This window comes from Pseudomonas sp. D1-36, from assembly GCF_051132205.1.
In the GTDB taxonomy this organism is placed as follows: Bacteria; Pseudomonadota; Gammaproteobacteria; order Pseudomonadales; family Pseudomonadaceae; genus Aquipseudomonas.
This window is the reverse complement of sequence record NZ_CP071674.1, coordinates 3,915,968-3,938,713: the sequence shown is the minus strand read 5'-3', so window position 1 is coordinate 3,938,713 and position 22,746 is coordinate 3,915,968. Positions and strand designations below refer to the sequence as shown.

The following is a 22,746-nucleotide window of genomic DNA, read 5'->3' as shown; positions in this document are numbered from 1 at the left end:
ATCCAATCCGCTAGTCTTGCCCCATTCCTTGAAGGAGCTGCCCATGTTCGAGTCCGCCGAAATCGGTCACGTCGTTGATAAAGAAACCTATGAGGCTGAAGTCCCGGCACTGCGCGAAGCGTTGCTCGAAGCGCAATACGAGCTGCACCAGCAGGGGCGTTTCCCGGTCATCGTACTGATCAACGGCATCGAAGGCGCGGGTAAGGGCGAGACGGTGAAGTTGCTCAACGAGTGGATGGATCCGCGATTGATCGAGGTCCGCACCTTCGACCAGCAGACTGACGAGGAGCTGGCGCGGCCGCCGGCCTGGCGCTATTGGCGGATGCTGCCGGCCAAGGGGCGCATGGGGATTTTTTTCGGTAACTGGTACAGCCAGATGCTGCAAGGGCGGGTCCACGGCGAGTTCAAGGACCCGCGGCTCGACCAGGGGATCAACGGTGCCGAACGCCTGGAGAAAATGCTCTGCGATGAGGGCGCGCTGATCTTCAAGTTCTGGTTTCACCTGTCCAAGAAACAGATGAAGGCCCGCCTCAAAAGCCTCAAGGACGATCCGCTGCACAGCTGGCGCATCAGCCCGCTGGACTGGCAGCAGTCGAAGACCTACGACAAGTTCGTCAAGTACGGCGAGCGCGTGCTGCGCCGCACCAGTCGCGATTACGCGCCGTGGCATGTGATCGAAGGGGTGGATGCTTGTTATCGCAGCCTTGCGGTCGGACGCATCTTGCTCGAAGGCTTGCGCCAGGCCTTGGATCGGCCGAAGGTCAAGGCGGCCAAGGTCAACGTGGCGCCGTTGCCAGCGCTGGATGACCAGGTGACCTTGATCGATAGCCTGGACATGACGCTACGTCTGGACAAGGCCGACTACGAAGAACAGTTGATCACCGAGCAGGCCCGCTTCGCCGGCCTGCTGCGCGACAAGCGCATGCGCCGGCATGCCCTGGTGGCCGTGTTCGAAGGCAACGACGCGGCGGGCAAGGGCGGTGCCATCCGCCGGGTCGCGGCGGCGCTCGATCCGCGCCAGTACAGCATCGTGCCGATTGCCGCGCCCACCGAGGAAGAACGTGCCCACCCCTACATGTGGCGGTTCTGGCGACATATTCCGGCCCGGGGCAAGTTCACCATGTTCGATCGCTCCTGGTACGGCCGGGTGCTGGTGGAGCGGGTCGAAGGCTTTTGCAGCCGCGCCGACTGGCTGCGGGCCTACGGCGAAATCAATGATTTCGAGGAACAGCTGGCCGATGCCGGCGTGGTGGTGGTGAAGTTCTGGCTGGCGATCGACAAGGAAACGCAGCTGGAGCGCTTCCAGGAGCGGGAGGAAATCCCCTTCAAACGCTTCAAGATCACCGAGGACGACTGGCGCAACCGGGACAAGTGGGACGCCTATCGCTCGGCGGTCTGTGACATGGTCGATCGCACCAGCACCGAGATCGCGCCCTGGACGCTGGTGGAGGCCAATGACAAGCGCTGGGCCCGGGTCAAGGTGTTGCGCACGCTCAATGACGCGCTGGAGGCCGCGTTCGAGCGTTCCGCCAGGCAAGCGCGGAAAAAGAGCTAGCACGATGGGCACGCATACGCGGGGTGAATGATTGTCGCGTTCGGTTATGCGGTGGATTTATCCTCGAATCCACTCTTAACCGATAACAACAATGAGGTGCCGCCATGCGTGAAGTGGTGATCGTCGACAGCGTACGGACCGGATTGGCCAAGTCCTTTCGCGGCAAGTTCAACATGACCCGTCCGGACGACATGGCGGCGCATTGCGTCAATGCGTTGCTGGCGCGTAACGACATCGACCCGGCCAGTGTCGAGGATTGCATCGTCGGCGCCGGTTCCAACGAAGGCGCCCAAGGCTTCAACATCGGGCGTAACGTGGCGGTGCTCTCGCAACTGGGCATCGGCACCGCCGGGATGACCCTCAACCGTTTCTGCTCCTCGGGCCTGCAAGCCATCGCGATTGCCGCCAACCAGATCGCCTCGGGTTGCAGCGAGATCATCGTCGCCGGCGGCGTCGAATCCATCAGCCTGACGATGAAGAGCGTCAACACCGACAACCTGATCAATCCATTGCTCAAGGAACAGGTGCCGGGAATCTACTTCCCCATGGGTCAGACTGCCGAGGTCGTCGCGCGCCGTTATCAGGTGAGCCGCGAGGAGCAGGACCGCTACGCCTTGCAGAGCCAGCAGCGCACGGCCCGGGCCCAGGCCGAAGGGCTGTTCAACGATGAAATCGTGCCGATGACGGTCAAGTACCGGGTCGAGGACAAGAACACCGGCGCGGTTCAGATTCTGGACGGTGTGGTTGACCGCGATGACTGCAACCGCCCCGATACCACCTACGAAAGCCTGGCCGGCTTGAAGCCGGTGTTTGCCGAGGACGGTTCGGTAACGGCGGGCAACTCTTCCCAACTGTCCGATGGCGCCTCGATGACGCTGGTGATGAGCCTGGAAAAAGCCCTGGCCCTGGGACTCAAACCCAAGGCGTTTTTTCGCGGCTTTACCGTCGCCGGTTGCGAGCCGGACGAGATGGGCATCGGCCCGGTGTTCTCGGTGCCCAGGTTGCTCAAGGCCAAGGGACTACAGATTGGCGACATCGATCTGTGGGAGCTCAACGAAGCGTTTGCCTCCCAATGCCTCTACAGTCGCAACCGGTTGGAAATCGATAACGAGAAATACAACGTCAACGGCGGCTCGATTTCCATCGGTCACCCGTTCGGCATGACCGGCTCGCGGCAAGTGGGGCATCTGGTGCGGGAGTTGCAACGGCGCAACCTGCGCTATGGCGTCGTGACCATGTGCGTGGGCGGCGGGATGGGGGCGACGGGGTTGTTCGAGGCGGTGCGATAAGCGCCGCCTCAGGAGCTTCGTGGCGAGGGCGCTTGCTCCCACTCGGCTGCGAAGCAGTTGCCCCTTTTTACTGGGTATGAACCATAGAAGGGCCGCTTTGCGGCCCAGCGGGAGCAAGCTCCCTCGCCACGGGAGCTGCAAACTGTTCAGCCACCTTGGGCAACTTCTGCATCCGTTGGATGTATGCCGCAATCTCCTGCTCCGCCGCCTCACGAGTTTCGAACGGACCTTCCTGGGTGCCTTCGCGCGTATTGAAATAAAATTCGCCATTCACCCGGCAGATCCGGTCACTGCGGAATACTGTCTTGGGGGCGTCTGTATCGTTTGCGCGCGTTCCTGGCATTTCGGGTCTCCATGGGGGCTGCGTGGTTGTCTCAATTGAGCATATGTGGTGTCGCAGGTTTGCGCCTGTCCAGCCGATCGACGGCTAGCGACCCGTACAATTGCGTCGGCGCCAAATGCCCGATTGTGCCTGTGCCACCGATCGATCCGAGCCTAGAATGGGCGTTCATATCGAGGGCTTCGAGGGTTGCATGCACATATCGTCCGGTCGCTGGGTCTACGGGCTTCTTCTGGCTTTGTTGACCGCCCTGTTGTGGGGAATCCTGCCGATCAAGCTCAAGCAAGTGCTGCAAGTGATGGATCCGGTGACGGTGACCTGGTTTCGGCTGACGGTGTCCGGCGGGTTGCTCTTCGTGTACCTGGCGGCGACACGGCGCCTGCCCAGCCGCAAGGTGCTCGGCCCGCGTGGCGGCTGGCTGGTGGTGATGGCGGTGTTGGGGCTGGTGGGTAACTACGTCCTGTACCTGATGGGCCTGAACCGCTTGAGTCCCGGTACGGCGCAACTGGTGGTGCAGATGGGGCCGATCATGCTGCTGGTCGCCAGTCTGTTTGTATTCAAGGAGCGTTTCAGCGTGGGGCAGGGCATTGGCCTGCTGGTGTTGCTGATTGGTTTTGCGCTGTTCTTCAACCAGCGTCTCACCGAGTTGCTGACGTCGTTGAGCGACTACACCGCCGGGGTCTTGCTGGTGCTGTCTGCGTCGACGGTCTGGACGTTTTATGCCCTGGGCCAGAAGCAACTGCTGACGGTCTGGAATTCATTGCAAGTGATGATGGTGATCTACCTGTTCTGCGCGTTGTTGCTCACGCCTTGGGTTCATCCGCTGGAGGCGTTGCAACTGACCCCATTGCAGGGCTGGCTGTTGCTCGCCTGTTGCCTCAACACGTTGATCGCTTATGGTGCGTTTGCCGAGGCGCTGGCCCATTGGGAAGCCTCGCGGGTCAGCGCGACCCTGGCGATCACGCCGCTGGTGACGTTCGCCGCCGTGGCGATGGCCGCCTGGTGGTGGCCCGAGTATGTCCATGCCGAACAGATCAATGTTTTGGGGTATGGCGGGGCGGTGTTGGTCGTGCTGGGGTCCGCGCTGGTGGCGTTGGGACCATCGCTCATCGCCGGGCTCAGGGCCCGGCGCGAGCGTTTGGCGGTGGGTCGCTAGATCGCTGAGGGAGCGTATGTGGGTGTCATGTATGGTGATGTCGAGCCTGCTGGCGCCATCGCGAGCAGGCTCGCTCCCACATGGGTTCGTCTGTGGACTCGACATCAAGGCCCACACCGGCCCCTGTGGGAGCGAGCCTGCTCGCGATGGCGGCCTTCAGGACAACAAACTCAACCCTGCCCACCGGCCTCCAGCATGTTCTCCGGCCGGACCCAGGCCTCGAACTCCTCATCGGTCAGGTACCCCAGCTGCAACGCGGCCTCCCGCAGGGTCAGCCCCTCGCTGTAGGCTTTCTTGGCGATTTCCGCCGACTTGTCGTAGCCGATGTGCGGGTTCAGCGCCGTCACTAGCATCAATCCGCGTTCCAGGTGCGCCGCCATCTGCTCGGCATCCGGTTCGAGGCCGGCGATGCAATGCTGTTGGAAGTTGCTGCAGCCATCGGCCAGCAGGCGGATCGATTGCAGCAGGTTGTGGATGATCACCGGCTTGAACACGTTCAGCTGCAAGTGACCCTGGCTGGCGGCGAAACCGATGGCCACGTCGTTGCCCAGGACTTGGCAGGCGAGCATCGACAAGGCTTCGCACTGGGTCGGGTTGACCTTGCCAGGCATGATGGAACTGCCCGGCTCGTTGGCCGGCAATTTCACCTCGGCAAACCCCGCTCGCGGCCCGGAACCCAGCAGGCGAAGGTCGTTGGCGATTTTCATCAGGGTCACGGCCAGGGTCTTCAGCGCGCCGGACAATGTGGTCAGCGGCTCATGGCCCGCCAGCGCAGCGAACTTGTTCGGCGCGGTAACGAAGGGCAAGCCGGACAGCGCCGCCAACTCAGCGGCAATCGCTTCGCCAAAACCATGGGGGGAATTGAGCCCTGTGCCCACCGCCGTGCCGCCCTGGGCCAGCTCGCAGACGGCCGGCAAGGCGGCGCGGATCGCTCGTTCGGCATAATCGAGTTGGGCGATGAACGCGGACAGTTCCTGGCCGAACGTGATCGGCGTGGCGTCCATCATGTGGGTACGGCCGGTCTTGACCAGCTTCATATGGCGCGCCGCCAGTTCCGCGAGACCACCCGACAACTCGCTGATGGCCGGCAGCAATTGCTGGTAGACGGCTTGGGCGGCGGCGATGTGCATCGCGGTGGGGAAGCAGTCGTTGGAACTCTGGGAACGGTTGACGTGGTCGTTGGGGTGAACCGGGCTCTTGCCGCCTCGCGGGTTGCCCGCCAGCTCATTGGCGCGCCCGGCGATGACCTCGTTGACGTTCATGTTGCTCTGGGTCCCGCTGCCGGTCTGCCAGACCACCAGAGGAAACTGGTCGTCATGCTGGCCGGCCAGCACCTCGTCGGCGGCCTGCTCTATCAGGCGGGCGATGTCGGCGGGCAGGTCACCGTTGCGGTCGTTGACCCGCGCGGCGGCTTTTTTGACCAGCGCCAAAGCGTGCAACACCGACAGCGGCATGCGTTCGTTGCCGATGGCAAAGTTGATCATGGAGCGCTGTGTCTGTGCGCCCCAATAGGCTTCATCCGGGACTTCAACCTGGCCAAGGCTGTCGGTTTCAATACGGCTCATCGGGTCAAACTCCTGTAGGTCTGAATGCGCAGTTTAGGCCCTGGTGGGCGCCAGCGGTTCCCTCAATCACCCCTCAATCTAGGGGCGCGCGGTTCTGTCCGTCAATCGGCCCCGCCAAGGGTCGGGGTTGAGCCCCGGCGTTTATTAGGCGCAGAATGGTCGCCCTTGGGGTTTTACCTCGCCTGTTAGAAAAGGAAACTCGATGACCCGTCTTCGTGCCATCTGTACCGCCGTTGCTCTGGTGTGTGCCAGCGGCCCTGTCTTCGCCGATACCGCCAGCCACAACGCCAGTGCCGAAGCGTTCCTGACCCTGGCGCATGCCGACAAGCTGGGTACCCCCGTCTACATGCAAGTACAGCAGATGTTTGCCCAGCGCTTCGAGCAGACCAAAGCTCCCGAGTCGAAAAAGGCCACGCTGGAGACCTACCAGGCCAAGGCCAATGCCGCGCTGGACCAGGCCATCGGCTGGAACAAGCTCAAGCCGGACATGGTCAAGCTCTACACCAGCAACTTCAGCGAATCGGAGCTCAAGGAACTGGTGTCCTTCTATCAGTCTCCCCTGGGCAAGAAAGTCCTGGAAAAAATGCCCCAGCTGACCCAGCAATCGGCGCAACTGACCCAGGCCAAGCTGGAAAGCGCGGTGCCGGTGGTCAACAAGCTGCTGGCGGACATGACCGCCGAGCTCGAGCCGAAAGCCGCTGCCCCGGCCAAGAAAAAGCCATAAGCGGAGCCCCGGCATGAGCATGCAACAACGCATTGAATCGACCCTTGGGCTTCTGCAGCCCGAGCACTTGCAAGTGCTGGACGAAAGCCACATGCACAGCCGTGGGTTGCAGACCCACTTCAAGGCGGTCGTGGTCAGCCGACAGTTCGAGGGGCTCAATCGGGTCAAGCGTCACCAGATGGTCTACGGCACGCTGGGCGAATTGATGGGCGAATTCCATGCACTGGCGCTGCACACCTACACGCCGCAAGAATGGGCCCAGATCGACGCGGCCCCGGCTTCGCCGACCTGTGCCGGAGGCAGCAAGCACTGATTGTCATGGGTGAAGTAGCTCGTTGTGGCGAGGGGATTCATCCCCGCTGGCCTGCGAAGCAGGCCCATCCGGAAGGAAGCCTGGCGCCTGCTTCGCAGCCGAGCGGGGATAAATCCCCTCGCCACAGGGCAGTGTCCGGCCTTGCAATTGCAGCCCTGCAATACATATGTTTTTGCTAGAATCCGCACCGCGCCGCTTACCCGGCGCGTTTTTTTTCGCATCCGGTTCACCCTTTGCGAGGGTAGCCACCTGGAGAAATACCCATGACACCACCCATTGTCGTGGCGGCACTGTATAAGTTCGTCACCCTGGAAGATTACGTCGAGCTGCGCGAGCCCCTGCTCAAGGCGATGCTCGACAACGGCATCAAAGGCACGTTGTTGATCGCCGAAGAAGGCATCAACGGCACCGTTTCCGGCACCCGCGAAGGGATTGACGGATTGATGGCCTGGCTCAAGAACGACCCGCGCATGGATGATATCGACCACAAGGAGTCGTACTGCGACGAGCAGCCGTTCTACCGCACCAAGGTCAAGCTCAAGAAAGAAATCGTCACCCTCGGCGTCGACGGCGTGGACCCGAACAAGCAGGTTGGCACCTATGTCGAGCCGCAAGACTGGAACGCCTTGATCAGCGATCCGGAAGTCCTGCTGATCGACACGCGCAATGACTACGAAGTGGCCATCGGCACCTTCGAAGGCGCCATCGATCCCAAGACCACCAGCTTCCGAGAGTTCCCCGACTACATCAAAGCCCACTTCGACCCAACCCGGCACAAGAAAGTGGCGATGTTCTGCACCGGTGGCATTCGTTGTGAAAAAGCGTCGAGCTATATGCTTGGCCAAGGTTTCGACGAGGTCTATCACCTCAAGGGCGGCATCCTGAAATACCTTGAAGAGGTGCCCCAGGAAGAAACCAAATGGCGCGGCGACTGCTTTGTATTCGATAACCGCGTGACCGTGCGCCACGATCTCAGCGAAGGCGACTACGATCAATGTCATGCATGCCGTACGCCGGTGAGCGTTGAAGATCGCGCCTCCGAGCACTACGTGCCCGGGATCAGTTGCCCGCACTGCTGGGACAAGCTGAGCGAGAAGACCCGCCGCAGCGCCATCGACCGGCAAAAGCAGATCGAACTGGCCAAGGCCCGCAACATGCCGCACCCGATCGGCTACAACTACAAGCAAACACCTTCCGAGGCTTGAGCCATGGCGTCGCGCCTGCTGTATGTGATGGACCCGATGTGTTCCTGGTGCTGGGGCTTCGCGCCGGTGGCCGAGGCGTTGGCCGAGCAGGCGCAGGCCGCGGGCGTGGAATTGCACCTGGTGGTGGGCGGCTTGCGCACTGGCAGCGGTTCGGCCTTGGAGCCGACGACTCGGCGCTACATCTTGGAACACTGGCAGGCGGTCACCCAGGCCACCGGCCAGCCGTTCAAGCTCGAGGGTGCGCTACCGGACGGTTTTGTCTACGACACCGAGCCCGCTTGCCGCGCGCTGGTGACGGCCCGCAGCCTGGCGCCGGACATGGCCTGGACGCTGATGAAGCTGATCCAGCGGGCTTTTTATGCACAGGGTCGCGACGTGACCCACGCCAGCGTCCTGGTGGAACTGGCGGAGCAGGCCGGGCTGCCTCGCATCGAGTTTGCCGCCGCCTTCGATCGCGCCGATCAACATGCCGCCACGGCCGCTGACTTCACTTGGGTACAAGACCTGGGCATCGCCGGATTCCCCACGCTGCTGGCCGAACGGGACGGCCAATTGGCCTTGCTGACCAACGGCTACCAACCTTTGGATCAGTTGGCCCCGCTGCTGGGCCGCTGGTTGGAGCGCGCGGCCTGTGCCTGACCTGCCCGGTGATGGCGTATCCGCCACGCGGCGCATCGATCGGTTGAGCTGGGCGGAAATCCGTCGCCTGGCCCTCAAGCACAAAAAAGCCCTGTGGATCGCCAACGGCGTTGCCGTGCTGGCGACGCTGTGCAGCGTACCCATCCCGTTGTTGCTGCCGTTGCTCGTGGACGAAGTCTTGCTGGGTCATGGCGACGCGGCATTGAAGGTCATGAATCATGCGCTGCCGGCGGCCTGGCAGAGTGCGGCCGGCTACATTGGGTTGATGCTGCTCGTGACGTTGGCACTGCGTTGCGGCGCATTGCTGTTCAACGTCTTGCAGGCCCGTTTATTCGCCAGCCTGGCCAAGGACATCGTCTATCGCATCCGTATCCGGCTGATTGAACGCCTCAAACGCATTTCCCTCGGCGAATACGAAAGCCTGGGCAGCGGCACCGTGACCACCCATCTGGTCACCGACCTGGACACCCTGGACAAGTTCGTCGGCGAAACCCTTAGCCGGTTCCTGGTGGCCATGCTGACCCTGGTGGGCACCGCCGGGATCCTGATGTGCATGCACTGGAAGCTGGCGCTGCTGATCCTGTTGTTCAATCCGTTGGTGATCTACGCCACGGTGCAACTGGGCAAGCGGGTCAAGCACCTGAAGAAGCTGGAAAACGACAGCACCTCGCGTTTCACCCAGGCGCTGACTGAAACCCTGGATGCCATCCAGGAAGTACGCGCCGGTAACCGCCAGGGATTTTTCCTCGGACGATTGGGGATGCGTGCCCGGGATGTCCGGGACTACGCGGTGAATTCACAATGGAAAACCGACGCCTCGAACCGTGCCAGTGGCCTGCTGTTCCAGTTCGGCATCGACATTTTCCGCGCCGCGGCCATGCTCACCGTGTTGTTTTCGGACCTGTCCGTGGGCCAGATGCTCGCGGTGTTCAGCTACTTGTGGTTCATGATTGGCCCAGTCGAGCAACTGCTGAACCTGCAATACGCCTATTACGCGGCGTCCGGCGCCTTGAATCGCATCAACGAATTGCTGGCCCGCGCCGATGAGCCTCAGTACGACGGTGGCGTCGACCCATTCAAAGGGCGGGACACGGTAGGCATCGACATTCAGGGGCTCAGTTTTGGCTACGGCGAGGAGCGGGTGCTCGATCAGATGAACCTGTCCATCTCGCCGGGGGAAAAGGTCGCAATCGTCGGGGCCAGCGGTGGCGGAAAAAGCACCCTGGTGCAACTGCTGTTGGGGCTCTATACGCCACAGGCCGGCAGTATTCGGTTCGGGGGCGCGAGCCAACAGGAAATCGGCCTGGAAACCATCCGGGAAAATGTCGCGGTGGTGCTTCAGCACCCCGCGCTGTTCAACGACACGGTGCGGGCCAATTTGTCCATGGGTCGCGACTGCAGCGATGAGGATTGCTGGCGAGCACTGGCGATCGCCCAGCTCGAATCGACAGTGCGGGCGCTGCCCATGGGGCTGGAGAGTGTTGTGGGTCGATCCGGGGTGAGGTTGTCGGGCGGGCAGCGTCAGCGACTGGCGATTGCGCGCATGGTCCTGGCCGATCCCCGGGTGGTGATTCTCGATGAAGCCACATCGGCGCTGGACGCCGCCACCGAATATAACCTGCACCAGGCATTGGCGAAGTTCCTGCACGGGCGCACCACCTTGATCATCGCCCACCGATTATCGGCGGTGAAACAGGCCGACCGGGTATTGGTATTCGACGGCGGGCAAATCGCCGAAGACGGCGACCATCTGCAACTGATTGCCGAGGGTGGTTTGTACGCTCGACTCTATGGTCACTTGCAACAAATACAGCGACCTTGAGTTTCCTTTGCTTTTCTGTGCTTAGTATCGGAAAAAAATCAGCCAGAGCCCCCGATTCGTCCGAATCTCCACCCCAAGCCAAGCGATCCCGTGATCCATTCGTTCGAAGGATCGAAAACTAGCCTAGGCTGTGGAATCTGGAGCGGAATTCTCGCGGGTGCTCATTGGCAATGCTTGTGCAAGGGACCTCATGAAGCAAAAGCGGACTCTCGGAACGCCACGATTGTTGGGCATTGTCTGGCCCTTTATTGCCGTTGTGCTATTTCAAGCATTGCTTGGCGGCGTCAGCCTGTATGTCTTGTCTGCGGTACGCGGATATGTGGCGGGGGAAAGTCTTTGGTCCAAGGGCCAGAAAGACGCCATTTATTACCTCAATTTGTATGCCGACAGCCGTGACGAATCGATTTTCCGCAAATACCAACAGGCCATCGCCGTGCCTGAGGGCGGCCATGACCTTCGCGTGGCCCTCGACCGCCAACCGCCGGACCTGGAAGCGGCGCGGGCCGGGATCCTCCAGGGCGGGAATCATCCGGACGACGTTTCCAGCCTGATCTGGCTGTACCTCAACTTTCGCCACTTCAGTTACCTGGAAGAAGCCATCGACCTCTGGACAGTGGGCGATGGCTACCTCACCGAGCTGGATAATGTCGCGCGACAAATGCACCGCAGCATCACGGCGGGGGAGGTGACGGAAAACGACGTGCGAGGCTGGAAAGCGCAGATTTTCGCGATCAACGATTCGGTGACGCCGGCCGCCAAGGCTTTCAGCGATGCGCTGGGCGAGGGGTCGCGGTTCATCCTGCGCCTGTTGCTCGTGACCAACTTCGCCACGGCCCTGGGGCTGATCGTGCTGGCGCTGTTGCGCACGCATAAATTGCTGGCCCAGCGACAAGTCTTCGCCAACGCGCTGCAGTTAGAGAAGGAGCGGGCGCAGATCACCCTGCAATCGATCGGCGACGGGGTGATCACCACCGACGTTGAAGGCGCCATTGCCTACATGAACCCCGCGGCCGAAGCGATGACGCACTGGAAAGCCGAGCATGCGGCGGGGCTGCCCCTGGCGGCGCTGTTCAATCTGCTCGACGACAATGCCCAGACCGAGGGGCTGACATTGATCGAGCATATCCTCAGCGGGCGGCTTGGCGGCGGCAGCGAACATTCCAAGCTGATCCAGAGGCTGGACGGCAGTACCGTGTCGGTCACGCTGGTCGGTGCGCCGATCCGCCACGCGGGCAAGGTCAGCGGCGCGGTGCTGGTGTTGCACGACATGACCCAGGAGCGGCAGTACATCGCCAACCTGTCCTGGCAGGCCACGCACGATGCATTGACCGGCCTGGCGAACCGTCGCGAATTCGAATACCGCCTCGAACAGGCCCTGCATAACCTCACTCGGCAAGTGGGCCGCCACGCCTTGATGTTTCTCGACCTGGATCAGTTCAAGCTGGTCAACGACACGTGCGGTCATGCCGCGGGTGACGAGTTGCTGCGCCATATTTGCGCGCTGCTGCAATCGGGGTTGCGGGAAAACGATACATTGGCCCGGCTGGGCGGGGATGAGTTCGGCATCTTGTTGGAAAACTGTTCGCCGGACGCGGCGGAAAAAATTGCCGAAGGTCTGCGCCAGACCGTACAGAACCTGCATTTTGTATGGAAAGGTCGGCCATTCGTGACCACCGTGAGCATTGGCCTCGTGCACATCGCCCAGAGTCCGACCACGCTGGAGGCGTCCCTGCGGGCCGCGGACATGGCGTGCTACATGGCCAAGGAAAAAGGGCGCAACCGGGTCCAGGTCTACCATGCCGACGATTCGGAACTGTCCCTGCGTTTCGGCGAGATGGCCTGGGTCCAGCGCCTGCATATGGCCCTGGAAGAAAATCGCTTCTGTCTCTACGCCCAGGAAATTGCCGCATTGGGTCCCGGTGACCATGGCGGCGGTCACATTGAAATCCTGTTGCGCCTGCATGACGAGGCGGGCCGGATGATCCTGCCGGACAGTTTCATCCCGGCGGCGGAACGTTATGGCCTGATGACTTCGCTGGACCGTTGGGTAGTGGAGAATGTTTTCAGGATCATTCGCCAGTGCCTGAACGAATCAAGGCGGGGTCCGTTGGCAATGTGTGCGATTAATCTGTCAGGCACGACTATAGGAGATCAGGCATTCCTGGACTTCCTGCGTAAACAGTTTGAGACGTACGCCATCCCACCAGAAATGATTTGTTTTGAAATTACCGAGACCAGTGCAATTTCCAATCTGGGCAGTGCGATCCGCTTTATCAATGAACTCAAAGGCTTGGGTTGTTACTTTTCCCTGGATGACTTTTGTGCCGGAATGTCTTCATTCGCTTACTTGAAACATTTACCTGTAGACTTCCTGAAGATCGATGGGAGTTTCGTAAAGGATATGCTGGACGACCCGATTAACCGGGCAATGGTCGAAGTGATCAATCATATCGGCCACGTCATGGGTAAGCGTACGATTGCCGAGTTCGTAGAAACGGTACAGATCGAACAGGCATTGCTTGAGATTGGCGTGGATTACGCTCAGGGGTATGTTATCGAGCGTCCACAAATGTTTACCTGTGACACATTGCAGTGCAGGCCGGCCAGGCCCCAGCCGTTGTTATTCAAGGCCCCCGGCACGTTCCGCTGAAACTCTTGTTGGTCCGCAAAAAATCACAATCAAAAGGAGCCCGACAGTGATCGACACATTCAACCGAACAGGCCCGCTCATGGACGCTAGTAGCTATCCGAAATGGGCACAGCAGCTCATTACAGATTGCAGCGAGAGCAAGCGCCGGGTTGTCGAACACGAGCTGTATCAACGCATGCGTGACAACAAGCTCAGCGCCAAGACCATGCGCCACTACCTCATTGGTGGTTGGCCGGTCGTTGAACAGTTCGCTTTATACATGGCACAGAATCTCACCAAGACCCGCTTTGCCCGCCACCCTGGCGAGGACATGGCGCGTCGCTGGCTGATGCGCAACATTCGTGTCGAACTCAATCACGCCGACTACTGGGTGAACTGGAGCGCCGCCCATGGTGTGACGCTCGAGGATCTCCAGGCACAGCAGGTGCCGCCCGAGCTGCACGCACTGAGCCATTGGTGCTGGCACACCAGCTCGGCGGACTCGCTGATCGTGGCGATCGCGGCGACCAACTACGCCATCGAGGGCGCGACCGGGGAATGGTCGGCGCTGGTCTGCTCCAATGGCGTCTACGCATCGGCCTTCGCCGAGGAAGACCGCAAGCGGGCCATGAAATGGCTGAAGATGCATGCCCAGTATGACGATGCCCACCCTTGGGAAGCGCTGGAAATCATCTGCACACTGGCGGGCATGAACCCGAGCAAGGCGCTGCAGGTGGAGCTGCGGCAGGCCGTTTGCAAGAGCTACGACTACATGTATCTGTTCCTGGAACGATGCATGCAGCTGGAGCAATCGGGCGTAGCCGAGAAGACCCCGCCCAGCCGCGAGCGCCTGGCGTTGGCGGGTAGCTGATACCCGATAGCTTGACCCACCTGTGGGAGCGGGCTTGCTCGCGAAAGCGGTCTGAACCGTCAACCTTGTGTTGAATGTTCCGGCCCCTTCGCGAGCAAGCTCGCTCCCACAATGGTTTTGTGGGGATCGAAAATCTGATGTACACCGCCAATCCCCTGTGGGAGCGACCTTGCTCGCGATGGCGGTCTGGCAGTTAATCTTGCGTTGGCAGACCCGGCCCCTTCGCGAGCAGGCTCGCTCCCACAGTGGTTTTGTGGGGATCGAAAATCTGATGTGCACCGCCAATCCCCTGTGGGAGCGACCTTGCTCGCGATGGCGGGCTGGCAGTTAACCTTGCGTTGGCAGGCCCGGCCCCTTCGCGAGCAGGCTCGCTCCCACAGTGGCTTTGTGGTGAGTGAAGATCTTATGTACACCGCCAATCCCTTGTGGGAGCGAGCCTGCTCGCGATGGCGGTCTGGCAGTTAACCTTGCGTTGGCAGGCCCGGCCCCTTCGCGAGCAAGCTCGCTCCCACAGTGGTTTTGTGGGGATCGAAAATCTGATGTACACCGCCAATCCCCTGTGGGAGCGAGCCTGCTCGCGATGACGGTCTGGCAGTTAACCTTGCGTTGGCAGGCCCGGCCCCTTCGCGAGCAGGCTCGCTGCCACAGTGGTTTTGTGGGGATCGAAAATCTGATGTACACCGCCAATCCCTTGTGGGAGCGAGCTTGCTCGCGATGGCGGGCTGGCCGTTAACCTTGCGTTGGCAGGCCCGGCCCCTTCGCGAGCAGGCTCGCTCCCACAGTGGTTTTGTGGTGAGTGAAGATCTTATCTACACCGCCAATCCCTTGTGGGAGCGAGCCTGCTCGCGATGGCGGTCTGGCAGTTAATCTTGCGTTGGCAGGCCCGGCCCCTTCGCGAGCAGGCTCGCTGCCACAGTGGTTTTGTGGTGAGTGAAGATCTTATGTACACCGCCAATCCCTTGTGGGAGCGAGCCTGCTCGCGATGGCGGTCTGGCAGTTAACCTGAGTTGGCAGACCCGGCCCCTTCGCGAGCAGGCTCGCTCCCACAGTGGTTTTGTGGTGAGTGAAGATCTTATGTACACCGCCAATCCCTTGTGGGAGCGAGCTTGCTCGCGATGGCGGGCTGGCTGTTGACCTTGTGTTGGCAGGCCCGGCCCCTTCGCGAGCAGGCTCGCTCCCACAGTGGCTTTGTGGTGAGTGAAGATCTTATGTACACCGCCAATCCCTTGTGGGAGCGAGCTTGCTCGCGATAGCGGTCTGGCAGTTAACCTTGCGTTGGCAGGCCCGGTCCCTTCGCGAGCAGGCTCGCTCCCACAGTGGCTTTGTGGTGAGTGAAGATCTTATGTACACCGCCAATCCCCTGTGGGAGCGAGCCTGCTCGCGATGGCGGGCTGGCTGTTGACCTTGTGTTGGCAGGCCCGGCCCCTTCGCGAGCAGGCTCGCTCCCACAGTGGCTTTGTGGGGATCGAAAATCTGATGTACACCGCCAATCCCCTGTGGGAGCGAGCTTGCTCGCGATGGCGGGCTGGCTGTTGACCTTGTGTTGGCAGACCCGGCCCCTTCGCGAGCAGGCTCGCTCCCACAGTGGTTTTGTGGTGAGTGAAGATCTTATGTACACCGCCAATCCCTTGTGGGAGCGAGCCTGCTCGCGATGGCGGTCTGGGAGTTAACCTTGCGTTGGCAGGCCAGGCCCCTTCGCGAGCAGGCTCGCTCCCACAGAGGTTTTGTGGGGATCAAAAATCTGATGTACACCGCCAATCCCTTGTGGGAGCGAGCCTGCTCGCGATGACGGTCTGGCAGTTAACCTTGCGTTGGCAGGCCCGGCCCCTTCGCGAGCAGGCTCGCTCCCACAATGGTTTTGTGGGGATCGAAAATCTGATGTACACCGCCAATCCCCTGTGGGAGCGACCTTGCTCGCGATGGCGGTCTGGCAGTTAACCTTGCGTTGGCAGACCCGGCCCCTTCGCGAGCAGGCTCGCTCCCACAGTGGCTTTGTGGTGAGTGAGGATCTTATGTACACCGCCAATCCCCTGTGGGAGCGAGCCTGCTCGCGATGGCGGTGTGTCGGCGTCAAGCAGTTGGGGCTTCAGCCCGCCATCGTCAACCGGTTTCTGCCCTCGCGCTTTGCTACATACAGCGCACTGTCGGCTCGGCGCAAGAGGCTTTCGGCCGACTCGCCCGGCAGCAATGTCGCGCAGCCGAGGCTGACGGTCAGTTCAATCCTTGTCCCGCCGGCGAAATAATCCTGGGTCTGGGCGGCATAACGCAGCCGTTCGCCGACCATGGCCGCGGCATCCCGGCTGGTGTTGGCCAGCAGGATCAGGAACTCTTCCCCGCCAAACCGGAACACCATGTCGACATTGCGCAGATGGCTTTTGATCGAGTCAGCGACGGCCCTGAGCACTTCATCGCCGACACCATGCCCATGGGTGTCGTTGATCCGCTTGAAATGATCGATGTCCAGCATCAACAGCGACAGTGGCTGCATGTGGCGCCGGGCCATGTCGATCTCACGTTCCAGCGTCTGGTCCATCGCGATGCGGTTGCCGGTGCCGGTCAGCGGATCGCGTAGGGCGCTTTGGGTGGCGGCGCGGTAGAGCAAGGCGTTGCGCAGCGGAAAAAACAGCGAAGACAGTGTCGATTCCAGATCGCTCTGTTCCGACTCGGTAAAGCGCTGATTGCGGCGGAACACCAGCTCACCCAGATGTTCGCCCTCATGGCTGAGGTTGTAGCTGAGGTTGTGGTGTCCGCGTTGGCCGAATTCCATACGCAGGTCGCTGGGCTTGTGCTGATACGCCAGCGCGTCCAAGGGCACCAGCCGTTGCACTTCGCGGAAGAACAAGCCAAGGATCCGTTGCGGTTCCAGGCTGGTCTGCAACTGTTGACCAAGTTGTTGGCGCAGCTGGGACAGGCTGACGGGCCGCGCCACGAGTGGAGACGGCTGGGCCAGGCCCAGGCGCTGCAACTTGGCGCTATCAAAGTCGATCGCGTTGGTCTGTGTGGGCGTTTTCATATGGCGTGAGCCCCTGAACTTTATCGATCCTGACCGGCGGGGGTGAGGTGGCCCTAGGCTACGCGTCGTACTGATCCATCAGTCCCGAAGGACACTGAGTTGAGTTTAGTCCGCTTTATCTGGCAGGCATAAACCCTTCGCAATGTTCGCTACTCGCCGGACACGGCGTGTTTAAAAGGGTTAGAGCGAAACTCGTGCCATTCAGTTCACCTTGATAAAAACCACTATTGAATCAAGGCGTTGATGACTGACGGTGGTCGTAATGCGAGCAAGCGGCGGCAACGGCTTGGCGTTTCGGTTGGGTGGCGCATCGAGGAAGGGTGCGTCGCGACGGTAAACCGCCGCGACGCGGATGGCTGTCACTGCGCGTTGAGCGCCTGGCCATTGACGCCCTGGCTGTCAGGTCCCATGAGGTACAGGTAGACCGGCATGATTTCTTCGGGTGTCGGATTGTTGAGCGGATTTTCTCCCGGGTAGGCCTGGGCCCGCATGCTGGTGCGGGTGGCGCCGGGATTGATGCTGTTGGAACGCACTGGCGCTACGGTGTCGACTTCGTCAGCGAGAGTTTGCATCAGCCCCTCGGTGGCGAACTTGGACACGCCATAAGCGCCCCAATACGCCCGGCCTTTGCGTCCGACGCTGCTGGAAGTGAACACCACGGAGGCATCCCTGGACAATTTGAGCAGCGGCAACAACGTGCTGGTGAGCATGAACATGGCGTTGACGTTCACTTGCATCACGCGCATGAAATTCTCGCCGGAAAGCTGCTCCAGCGGCGTGCGCGGACCAATGATCGAGGCGTTGTGCAGCAGCCCGTCGAGGTGACCGAACTCGGCCTCGATCATGGCGGCCAGCTCATCGTATTGATGGGGCAGGGCAGTTTCGAGGTTGAAGGGAATCACCGCTGGTTGCGGATGGCCGGCCGCTTCGATTTCGTCATAGACCTGGGTCAGGTTGGCCTCGGTCTTGCCCAGCAACAGCACGGTGGCGCCATGGGCGGCATAAGCCTTGGCGGCAGCGGCGCCGATCCCGCGGCCGGCGCCGGTGACGAGAATGATGCGGCCTTCGAGCAGGTCGGGGCGGGCGGAGTAATCAAACATAAAGAAACCTCACGAAACAAAACAATGCGTCAGTGGTGCGCAGTTGTGGCGAGGGGATTTATCGAAACGTCGCACCGCCCCTCTGGGTTCGGTTTGATGTACTGCGGTGGCAGTTATATTTTTGGGGACGCTGCGCACCCCAGCGGGGATAAATCCCCTCGCCACAGCAAGCTCCCTCGCCACAAGAGCGGGCCTCAGATCAGCAACTGCACAACGCGTTATCCAGCACTTCACGCAGGGCCAGGGGATGGTCGATCACCACATCCGCGCCCCAGTGCTTGGGATTGTCGTCTGGATGGATATAGCCATAAGTGACCGCACAGGTCTTGGTGCCAGCGCCGCGGCCCGACTCGATATCGCGTAGGTCATCCCCCACGAACAGCACGCTGGCCGGGTCCAGGTCGAGCATCTTGCAGGCCAGGGTCAACGGTTCGGGATCCGGCTTGCTGTTTTTCACATGGTCGGGGCAGATCAACACTTTCGAGCGCTCGGCCAGGCCCAGCTGCTGCATGATCGGCTCGGCAAAACGTACCGGTTTGTTGGTGACCACGCCCCAGATAAGGTTGGCCGCCTCGATGTCGGCCAGCACTTCGGCCATGCCGTCGAACAGGTGACTGTGAACCGCGCACCCTTTGAGGTAACGGTCGAGGAATTCCTGGCGCAGTTCTTCGAAGCCCGGCGATTCGGGGTCCATCGAGAACGTCGCCGCGACCATCGCCCGGGCACCGCCGGAAATTTCGTCGCGGATGTGCTGGGTGTTCATCGGCGGCAAGCCACGGTCGGCGCGCATGGCCTGGCAGATGGCGATGAAGTCGGGCGCGGTGTCGAGCAGCGTGCCGTCCATGTCGAAGAGAACCGCTTTGAGACGCATCGACTTATTCCTCGCGCAGGGTCTGGATCATGTAGTTGACGTCAACGTCGGCGGCCAGCTTGTAGTGCTTGGTCAGCGGGTTGTAGGTCAGGCCGATGATGTCCTTGACGGTCAACCCGGCCATGCGGCTCCAGGCGCCGAGCTCGGAAGGACGGATGAATTTCTTGAAGTCGTGGGTGCCACGCGGCAGCAGCTTCATGATGTATTCGGCGCCGATGATGGCGAACAGGTAGGCCTTCGGGTTGCGGTTGATCGTGGAGAAGAACACCTGGCCGCCGGGCTTGACCATCTGGAAGCAGGCGCGGATGACCGACGAAGGGTCCGGCACGTGCTCGAGCATCTCCAGGCAGGTGACCACGTCGAACTGGCCGGGCATTTCCTCGGCCAGGGCTTCGGCGGTGATCTGCCGATATTCCACGCTGACGCCGGATTCAAGCTGATGCAATTGCGCAACCGCCAGCGGCGCCTCGCCCATGTCGATGCCCATGACAGTGGCGCCACGCAGGGCCATGGCTTCGCTGAGGATGCCGCCGCCACAACCGACGTCGAGGACTTTCTTGCCCGCGAGGCTGACGCGCTCGTCGATCCAGTTGACCCGCAGCGGGTTGATGTCGTGCAGCGGTTTGAATTCGCTCTCGCGGTCCCACCAGCGATGGGCCAGGGCTTCGAACTTGGCGATTTCGGCGTGGTCGACGTTGCTCATGTGAAGATCCTCGAAAAACTTGAAAAATCAGTGACCCCGAGCCTTGGCTCAAAGGGCGTGCTATTCGTCCTGGCCGCTCACCCGCCGGCCCCAGGCCTGGGCCGTGGCAGTCAGTTGCGACTCGTCCATGCGAGTCAGGCGACCTTCCTCCAGCAATTGTTTTCCGGCCACCCACAGGTGTTTGACGCAATGCCGGCCCGTGGCGTAGATCAACTGCGAAACCGGGTCGTAGACCGGTTGTTGCGCCAGCCCGGACAGGTCGAAGGCCACCAGGTCGGCGGCCTTGCCGACTTCCAGTGAACCGACCGTCGCTTCGATGCCCAAAGCCCGGGCGCCGTTGAGCGTGGCCATGCGCAGCGCACGGTGGGCGTCCAGGGCGGTGGCCGAGCCCGCAACGGCCTTCGCCAGCAGGGCGGCGGTGCGGGTTTCGCCCAGCAGGTCCAGGTCATTGTTGCTCGCCGCACCGTCGGTGCCGACCGCGACGTTGACGCCAGCCTGCCACAGGCGCTCCACCGGGCAGAAGCCGCTGGCCAGCTTCAGATTGGACTCCGGACAATGGATCACGCTGCAGTTGTGTTCTACCAGCAGGGCCTGGTCCTCGTCGCTGACCTGGGTCATGTGCACCGCCTGGAAGCGTGGCCCCAACAGGCCAAGCCGCGCCAGTCGGGCCATCGGCCGCTCGCCGGTATTATCCACAGCCTGCTGCACTTCGAAGGCGGTTTCGTGAACATGCATGTGGATGGCCGCGTCCAGTTCTTCGGCGATCACCCGGATCTTCTCCAGGTTGTCGTCGCCCACGGTGTATGGCGCATGCGGGCCGAATGCGACTTTGATCCTCGGGTGGTGCTTGAGGTCGCCGAATAATTCGATGCCCTGACGAATGGCGTCGTCGGCGTTGGCGGCGCCGGGGATCGGAAAGTCGAGAATGGGAATGGCTATTTGCGCGCGGATGCCGCTGTTATGGACGCGGTCGCTGGCGACCTTGGGGTAGAAGTACATGTCCGAAAAGCAGGTGATGCCGCCCTGGATCTGCTCGGCGATCGCCAGGTCGGTGCCGTCGCGGACGAAATCCTCATCGACCCATTTGCCCTCGGCGGGCCAGATGTGCTGTTCGAGCCAGGTCATCAGCGGCAGGTCATCGGCCAGGCCGCGGAACAGCGTCATCGCCGCGTGACCGTGGGCGTTGACCAGGCCTGGGCTGAGCAGCATGCCGGGCAATTCGCGGACTTCAGCGGCGTCGCACCTCATGGCTTCGGCCCGTGGCCCGATGAACACGATGCAACCGTCGCGAATGCCCAGGCCATGATCCTTGAGCACGACACCGGCGGGTTCGACAGGCACCAACCAGGTCGGCAGCAATAATAAGTCGAGCGCAACGGCAGGCTTGGGCATCGTGGAACGGTTCCATGAGTTATAAAGGAGGCGAAGTATACCCGAGCGTCTTCGCGGAGGGATCGCTATAATCGGCGGCTTTTGTTTCTGAGTGCGGGGTGAAGGATGCGCAATCGACTGTTGGCTGCGGAGAAGGTGAAGGCCATCGATTGGCGTGATGGCGCTCTTTATCTGCTCGATCAGCGTGTTTTACCGTTCGAGGAGAACTGGATCGGCTACACCAGTGCGGCCGGCGTGGCCGAGGCCATCCGTTCGATGGTAGTGCGCGGCGCGCCGGCCATCGGCATCAGTGCCGCCTATGGCGTGGTGCTGGCGGCGCGGGCGCGGTTGGCCGAGGGCGGTGACTGGCAAGATGCGCTGGAAGCGGATTTCGCCTTGCTGGCCGATTCCCGGCCGACGGCGGTCAATCTGTTCTGGGCGCTTGACCGCATGCGCGACCGCTTGGCGCGCCTCAAAGAGCATGCCGATCCACTGGCGGCCCTGGAGGCCGAAGCCATGGCGATCCACGAAAGCGATCGGGAGGCCAACCTGACCATGGCCCAGCTCGGCGTCGACCTGATTCGCAAGCATCAGGGCAACGCCCAGGCCATCCTGACCCACTGCAACACCGGCGCCCTTGCCACCGGCGGCTTCGGTACCGCGCTCGGGGTGATTCGCGGTGCATTCCTTGAAGGCATGGTCGAGCGGGTCTACGCCGACGAAACCCGCCCATGGCTTCAGGGTTCGCGGTTGACCGCGTGGGAACTGGCGAACGAAGGCATTCCGGTGACCCTCAACGCCGACTCCGCTGCCGCCCACATCATGAAGACCAAAGGTGTGACCTGGGTGATCGTCGGCGCCGACCGCATCACCGCCAATGGCGACGTGGCGAACAAGATCGGCACCTATCAGTTGGCAGTCTGCGCCATGCACCACGGTGTGCGCTTCATGGTGGTGGCGCCGAGCTCGACCATCGACATGAACCTGGCCAGCGGTGAAGACATTCCCATCGAAGAGCGTGACGGCCGCGAATTGCTGGAAGTTGGCGGCAAGCGGGTCGGGGCCGATGCCGACGCCTTCAATCCGGTTTTCGACGTGACCCCGGCAGACCTGATCGACGCTATCGTGACGGAGAAAGGCATTGTTGAGCGGCCAGATGCGGCGAAGATGGCCCAACTGATGTGTCGCAAGCGGTTGCACTAAGGGCTTCGGCACCTGAGCTGGCCCCATCGCGAGCAGGCTCGCTCCCACATTGGACGGCGTACGTTGCCCTGTGGGAGCGAGCCTGCTCGCGATGGGGCCGGCAAAGCCTGAAAAAACAGCCAAATCCGGCCACCAATCGCCATTCCCAGCGCCTCTGAGCTTCTCTCGTCCCTTTTCAGCCTGTCATCGGTCAACTAACTACGCACCATGCGCATCTGGGGGATAGGTGCGTGGCGGCTCTTGTGATAACATCCGGCGGTTTCCAAGGCTGCCTCGCGAGGTGGCCTTTACTGCGCAGATCCATGGCATAACTCGTTGATTTGTCGTAAGTCGCTGCTCGGCATTTGTCCTGCAGCGGCGAGCTTCGTTCGTCCCAT

At 61.5% G+C, this 22,746-nt stretch carries 17 protein-coding genes and 1 pseudogene; 11 read left to right on the top strand and 7 right to left on the bottom strand.

Features of this window, described 5'->3' with window-relative positions; genetic code table 11:
* Positions 1-43: 43 nt before the first annotated feature.
* Both pap and J3P76_RS17420 read left to right on the top strand, forming a co-directional pair.
* Positions 44-1,555, top strand: coding sequence for a polyphosphate:AMP phosphotransferase (gene pap, locus J3P76_RS17425; RefSeq protein ID WP_434563044.1), 1,512 nt, complete (start codon positions 44-46; stop codon positions 1,553-1,555).
* Positions 1,556-1,659: 104 nt separating this feature from the next.
* Entirely contained in the window at positions 1,660-2,844 is a 1,185-nt protein-coding gene (locus J3P76_RS17420) for a thiolase family protein (protein ID WP_434610322.1), read from the top strand.
* Between the two features lie 148 nt (positions 2,845-2,992).
* Here the strand turns inward: J3P76_RS17420 and J3P76_RS17415 are convergent.
* Positions 2,993-3,187: pseudogene (locus J3P76_RS17415) on the bottom strand (DUF6316 family protein); the annotation flags it as partial.
* Positions 3,188-3,377: 190 nt separating this feature from the next.
* On the opposite strand from J3P76_RS17415, the gene J3P76_RS17410 reads away from it, so the two are divergent.
* Entirely contained in the window at positions 3,378-4,340 is a 963-nt protein-coding gene (locus J3P76_RS17410) for a DMT family transporter (protein ID WP_420767914.1), read from the top strand.
* Positions 4,341-4,510: 170 nt separating this feature from the next.
* Here the strand turns inward: J3P76_RS17410 and J3P76_RS17405 are convergent, their stop codons facing one another.
* Positions 4,511-5,905 carry a class II fumarate hydratase gene (locus J3P76_RS17405; protein WP_030141034.1) on the bottom strand — a complete coding sequence of 465 codons (1,395 nt, stop codon included), beginning with the start codon at positions 5,903-5,905 and terminating at the stop codon, positions 4,511-4,513.
* A gap of 202 nt (positions 5,906-6,107) precedes the next feature.
* Between J3P76_RS17405 and J3P76_RS17400 the strand changes: the two genes are divergently transcribed.
* The 7 genes from J3P76_RS17400 (at position 6,108) to J3P76_RS17370 (ending at position 14,108) form a co-directional block, all read left to right on the top strand.
* Positions 6,108-6,629 carry a DUF2059 domain-containing protein gene (locus J3P76_RS17400; RefSeq protein WP_420767909.1) on the top strand — a complete coding sequence of 174 codons (522 nt, stop codon included), beginning with the start codon at positions 6,108-6,110 and terminating at the stop codon, positions 6,627-6,629.
* A 13-nt stretch (positions 6,630-6,642) separates the two neighbouring features.
* Entirely contained in the window at positions 6,643-6,942 is a 300-nt protein-coding gene (locus tag J3P76_RS17395; protein WP_420767908.1) for a BolA family protein, read from the top strand.
* 263 nt (positions 6,943-7,205) lie between these two features.
* Positions 7,206-8,147, top strand: a complete 942-nt coding sequence (locus tag J3P76_RS17390; RefSeq protein ID WP_420767907.1) for a rhodanese-related sulfurtransferase — start codon at positions 7,206-7,208, stop codon at positions 8,145-8,147.
* A gap of 36 nt (positions 8,148-8,183) precedes the next feature.
* Positions 8,184-8,786: a DsbA family protein gene (locus J3P76_RS17385; RefSeq protein ID WP_434611540.1), complete on the top strand. Its 603-nt coding sequence runs from the start codon at positions 8,184-8,186 to the stop codon at positions 8,784-8,786.
* Positions 8,779-10,608: an ABC transporter ATP-binding protein gene (locus J3P76_RS17380; protein ID WP_434701038.1), complete on the top strand. Its 1,830-nt coding sequence runs from the start codon at positions 8,779-8,781 to the stop codon at positions 10,606-10,608. Before J3P76_RS17385 ends, J3P76_RS17380 begins: the two co-directional genes overlap by 8 nt.
* Before the next feature lie 190 nt (positions 10,609-10,798).
* Positions 10,799-13,258: an EAL domain-containing protein gene (locus J3P76_RS17375; RefSeq protein WP_420767905.1), complete on the top strand. Its 2,460-nt coding sequence runs from the start codon at positions 10,799-10,801 to the stop codon at positions 13,256-13,258.
* A gap of 79 nt (positions 13,259-13,337) precedes the next feature.
* A complete protein-coding gene (locus J3P76_RS17370; RefSeq protein ID WP_420767904.1) occupies positions 13,338-14,108 on the top strand; it encodes a TenA family transcriptional regulator in 771 nt (256 codons plus the stop codon).
* A 2,086-nt stretch (positions 14,109-16,194) separates the two neighbouring features.
* On the opposite strand, the gene J3P76_RS17365 is transcribed toward J3P76_RS17370, so the two are convergent.
* From J3P76_RS17365 to J3P76_RS17345, 5 genes are all read right to left on the bottom strand, one after another.
* Entirely contained in the window at positions 16,195-17,121 is a 927-nt protein-coding gene (locus J3P76_RS17365) for a GGDEF domain-containing protein (RefSeq protein ID WP_420767781.1), read from the bottom strand.
* A 359-nt stretch (positions 17,122-17,480) separates the two neighbouring features.
* Positions 17,481-18,221: a YciK family oxidoreductase gene (locus J3P76_RS17360; protein WP_434610331.1), complete on the bottom strand. Its 741-nt coding sequence runs from the start codon at positions 18,219-18,221 to the stop codon at positions 17,481-17,483.
* A 199-nt stretch (positions 18,222-18,420) separates the two neighbouring features.
* Positions 18,421-19,092 carry an N-acetylmuramic acid 6-phosphate phosphatase MupP gene (gene mupP / locus J3P76_RS17355; protein ID WP_420767783.1) on the bottom strand — a complete coding sequence of 224 codons (672 nt, stop codon included), beginning with the start codon at positions 19,090-19,092 and terminating at the stop codon, positions 18,421-18,423.
* 4 nt (positions 19,093-19,096) lie between these two features.
* On the bottom strand, positions 19,097-19,795 hold the full coding sequence (gene ubiG / locus J3P76_RS17350; protein ID WP_039588851.1) for a bifunctional 2-polyprenyl-6-hydroxyphenol methylase/3-demethylubiquinol 3-O-methyltransferase UbiG: 699 nt from the start codon (positions 19,793-19,795) through the stop codon (positions 19,097-19,099).
* Between the two features lie 60 nt (positions 19,796-19,855).
* Complete coding sequence (locus J3P76_RS17345; protein WP_434563058.1) at positions 19,856-21,187, bottom strand: TRZ/ATZ family hydrolase; 1,332 nt, start codon at positions 21,185-21,187, stop codon at positions 19,856-19,858.
* A gap of 105 nt (positions 21,188-21,292) precedes the next feature.
* Here J3P76_RS17345 and mtnA point away from each other — a divergent pair, with 105 nt between their 5' ends.
* The gene (gene mtnA / locus J3P76_RS17340; protein ID WP_434610335.1) at positions 21,293-22,369 is read left to right on the top strand and encodes an S-methyl-5-thioribose-1-phosphate isomerase; all 1,077 of its coding nucleotides are present in this window, start codon (positions 21,293-21,295) and stop codon (positions 22,367-22,369) included.
* Positions 22,370-22,746 lie beyond the last annotated feature (377 nt).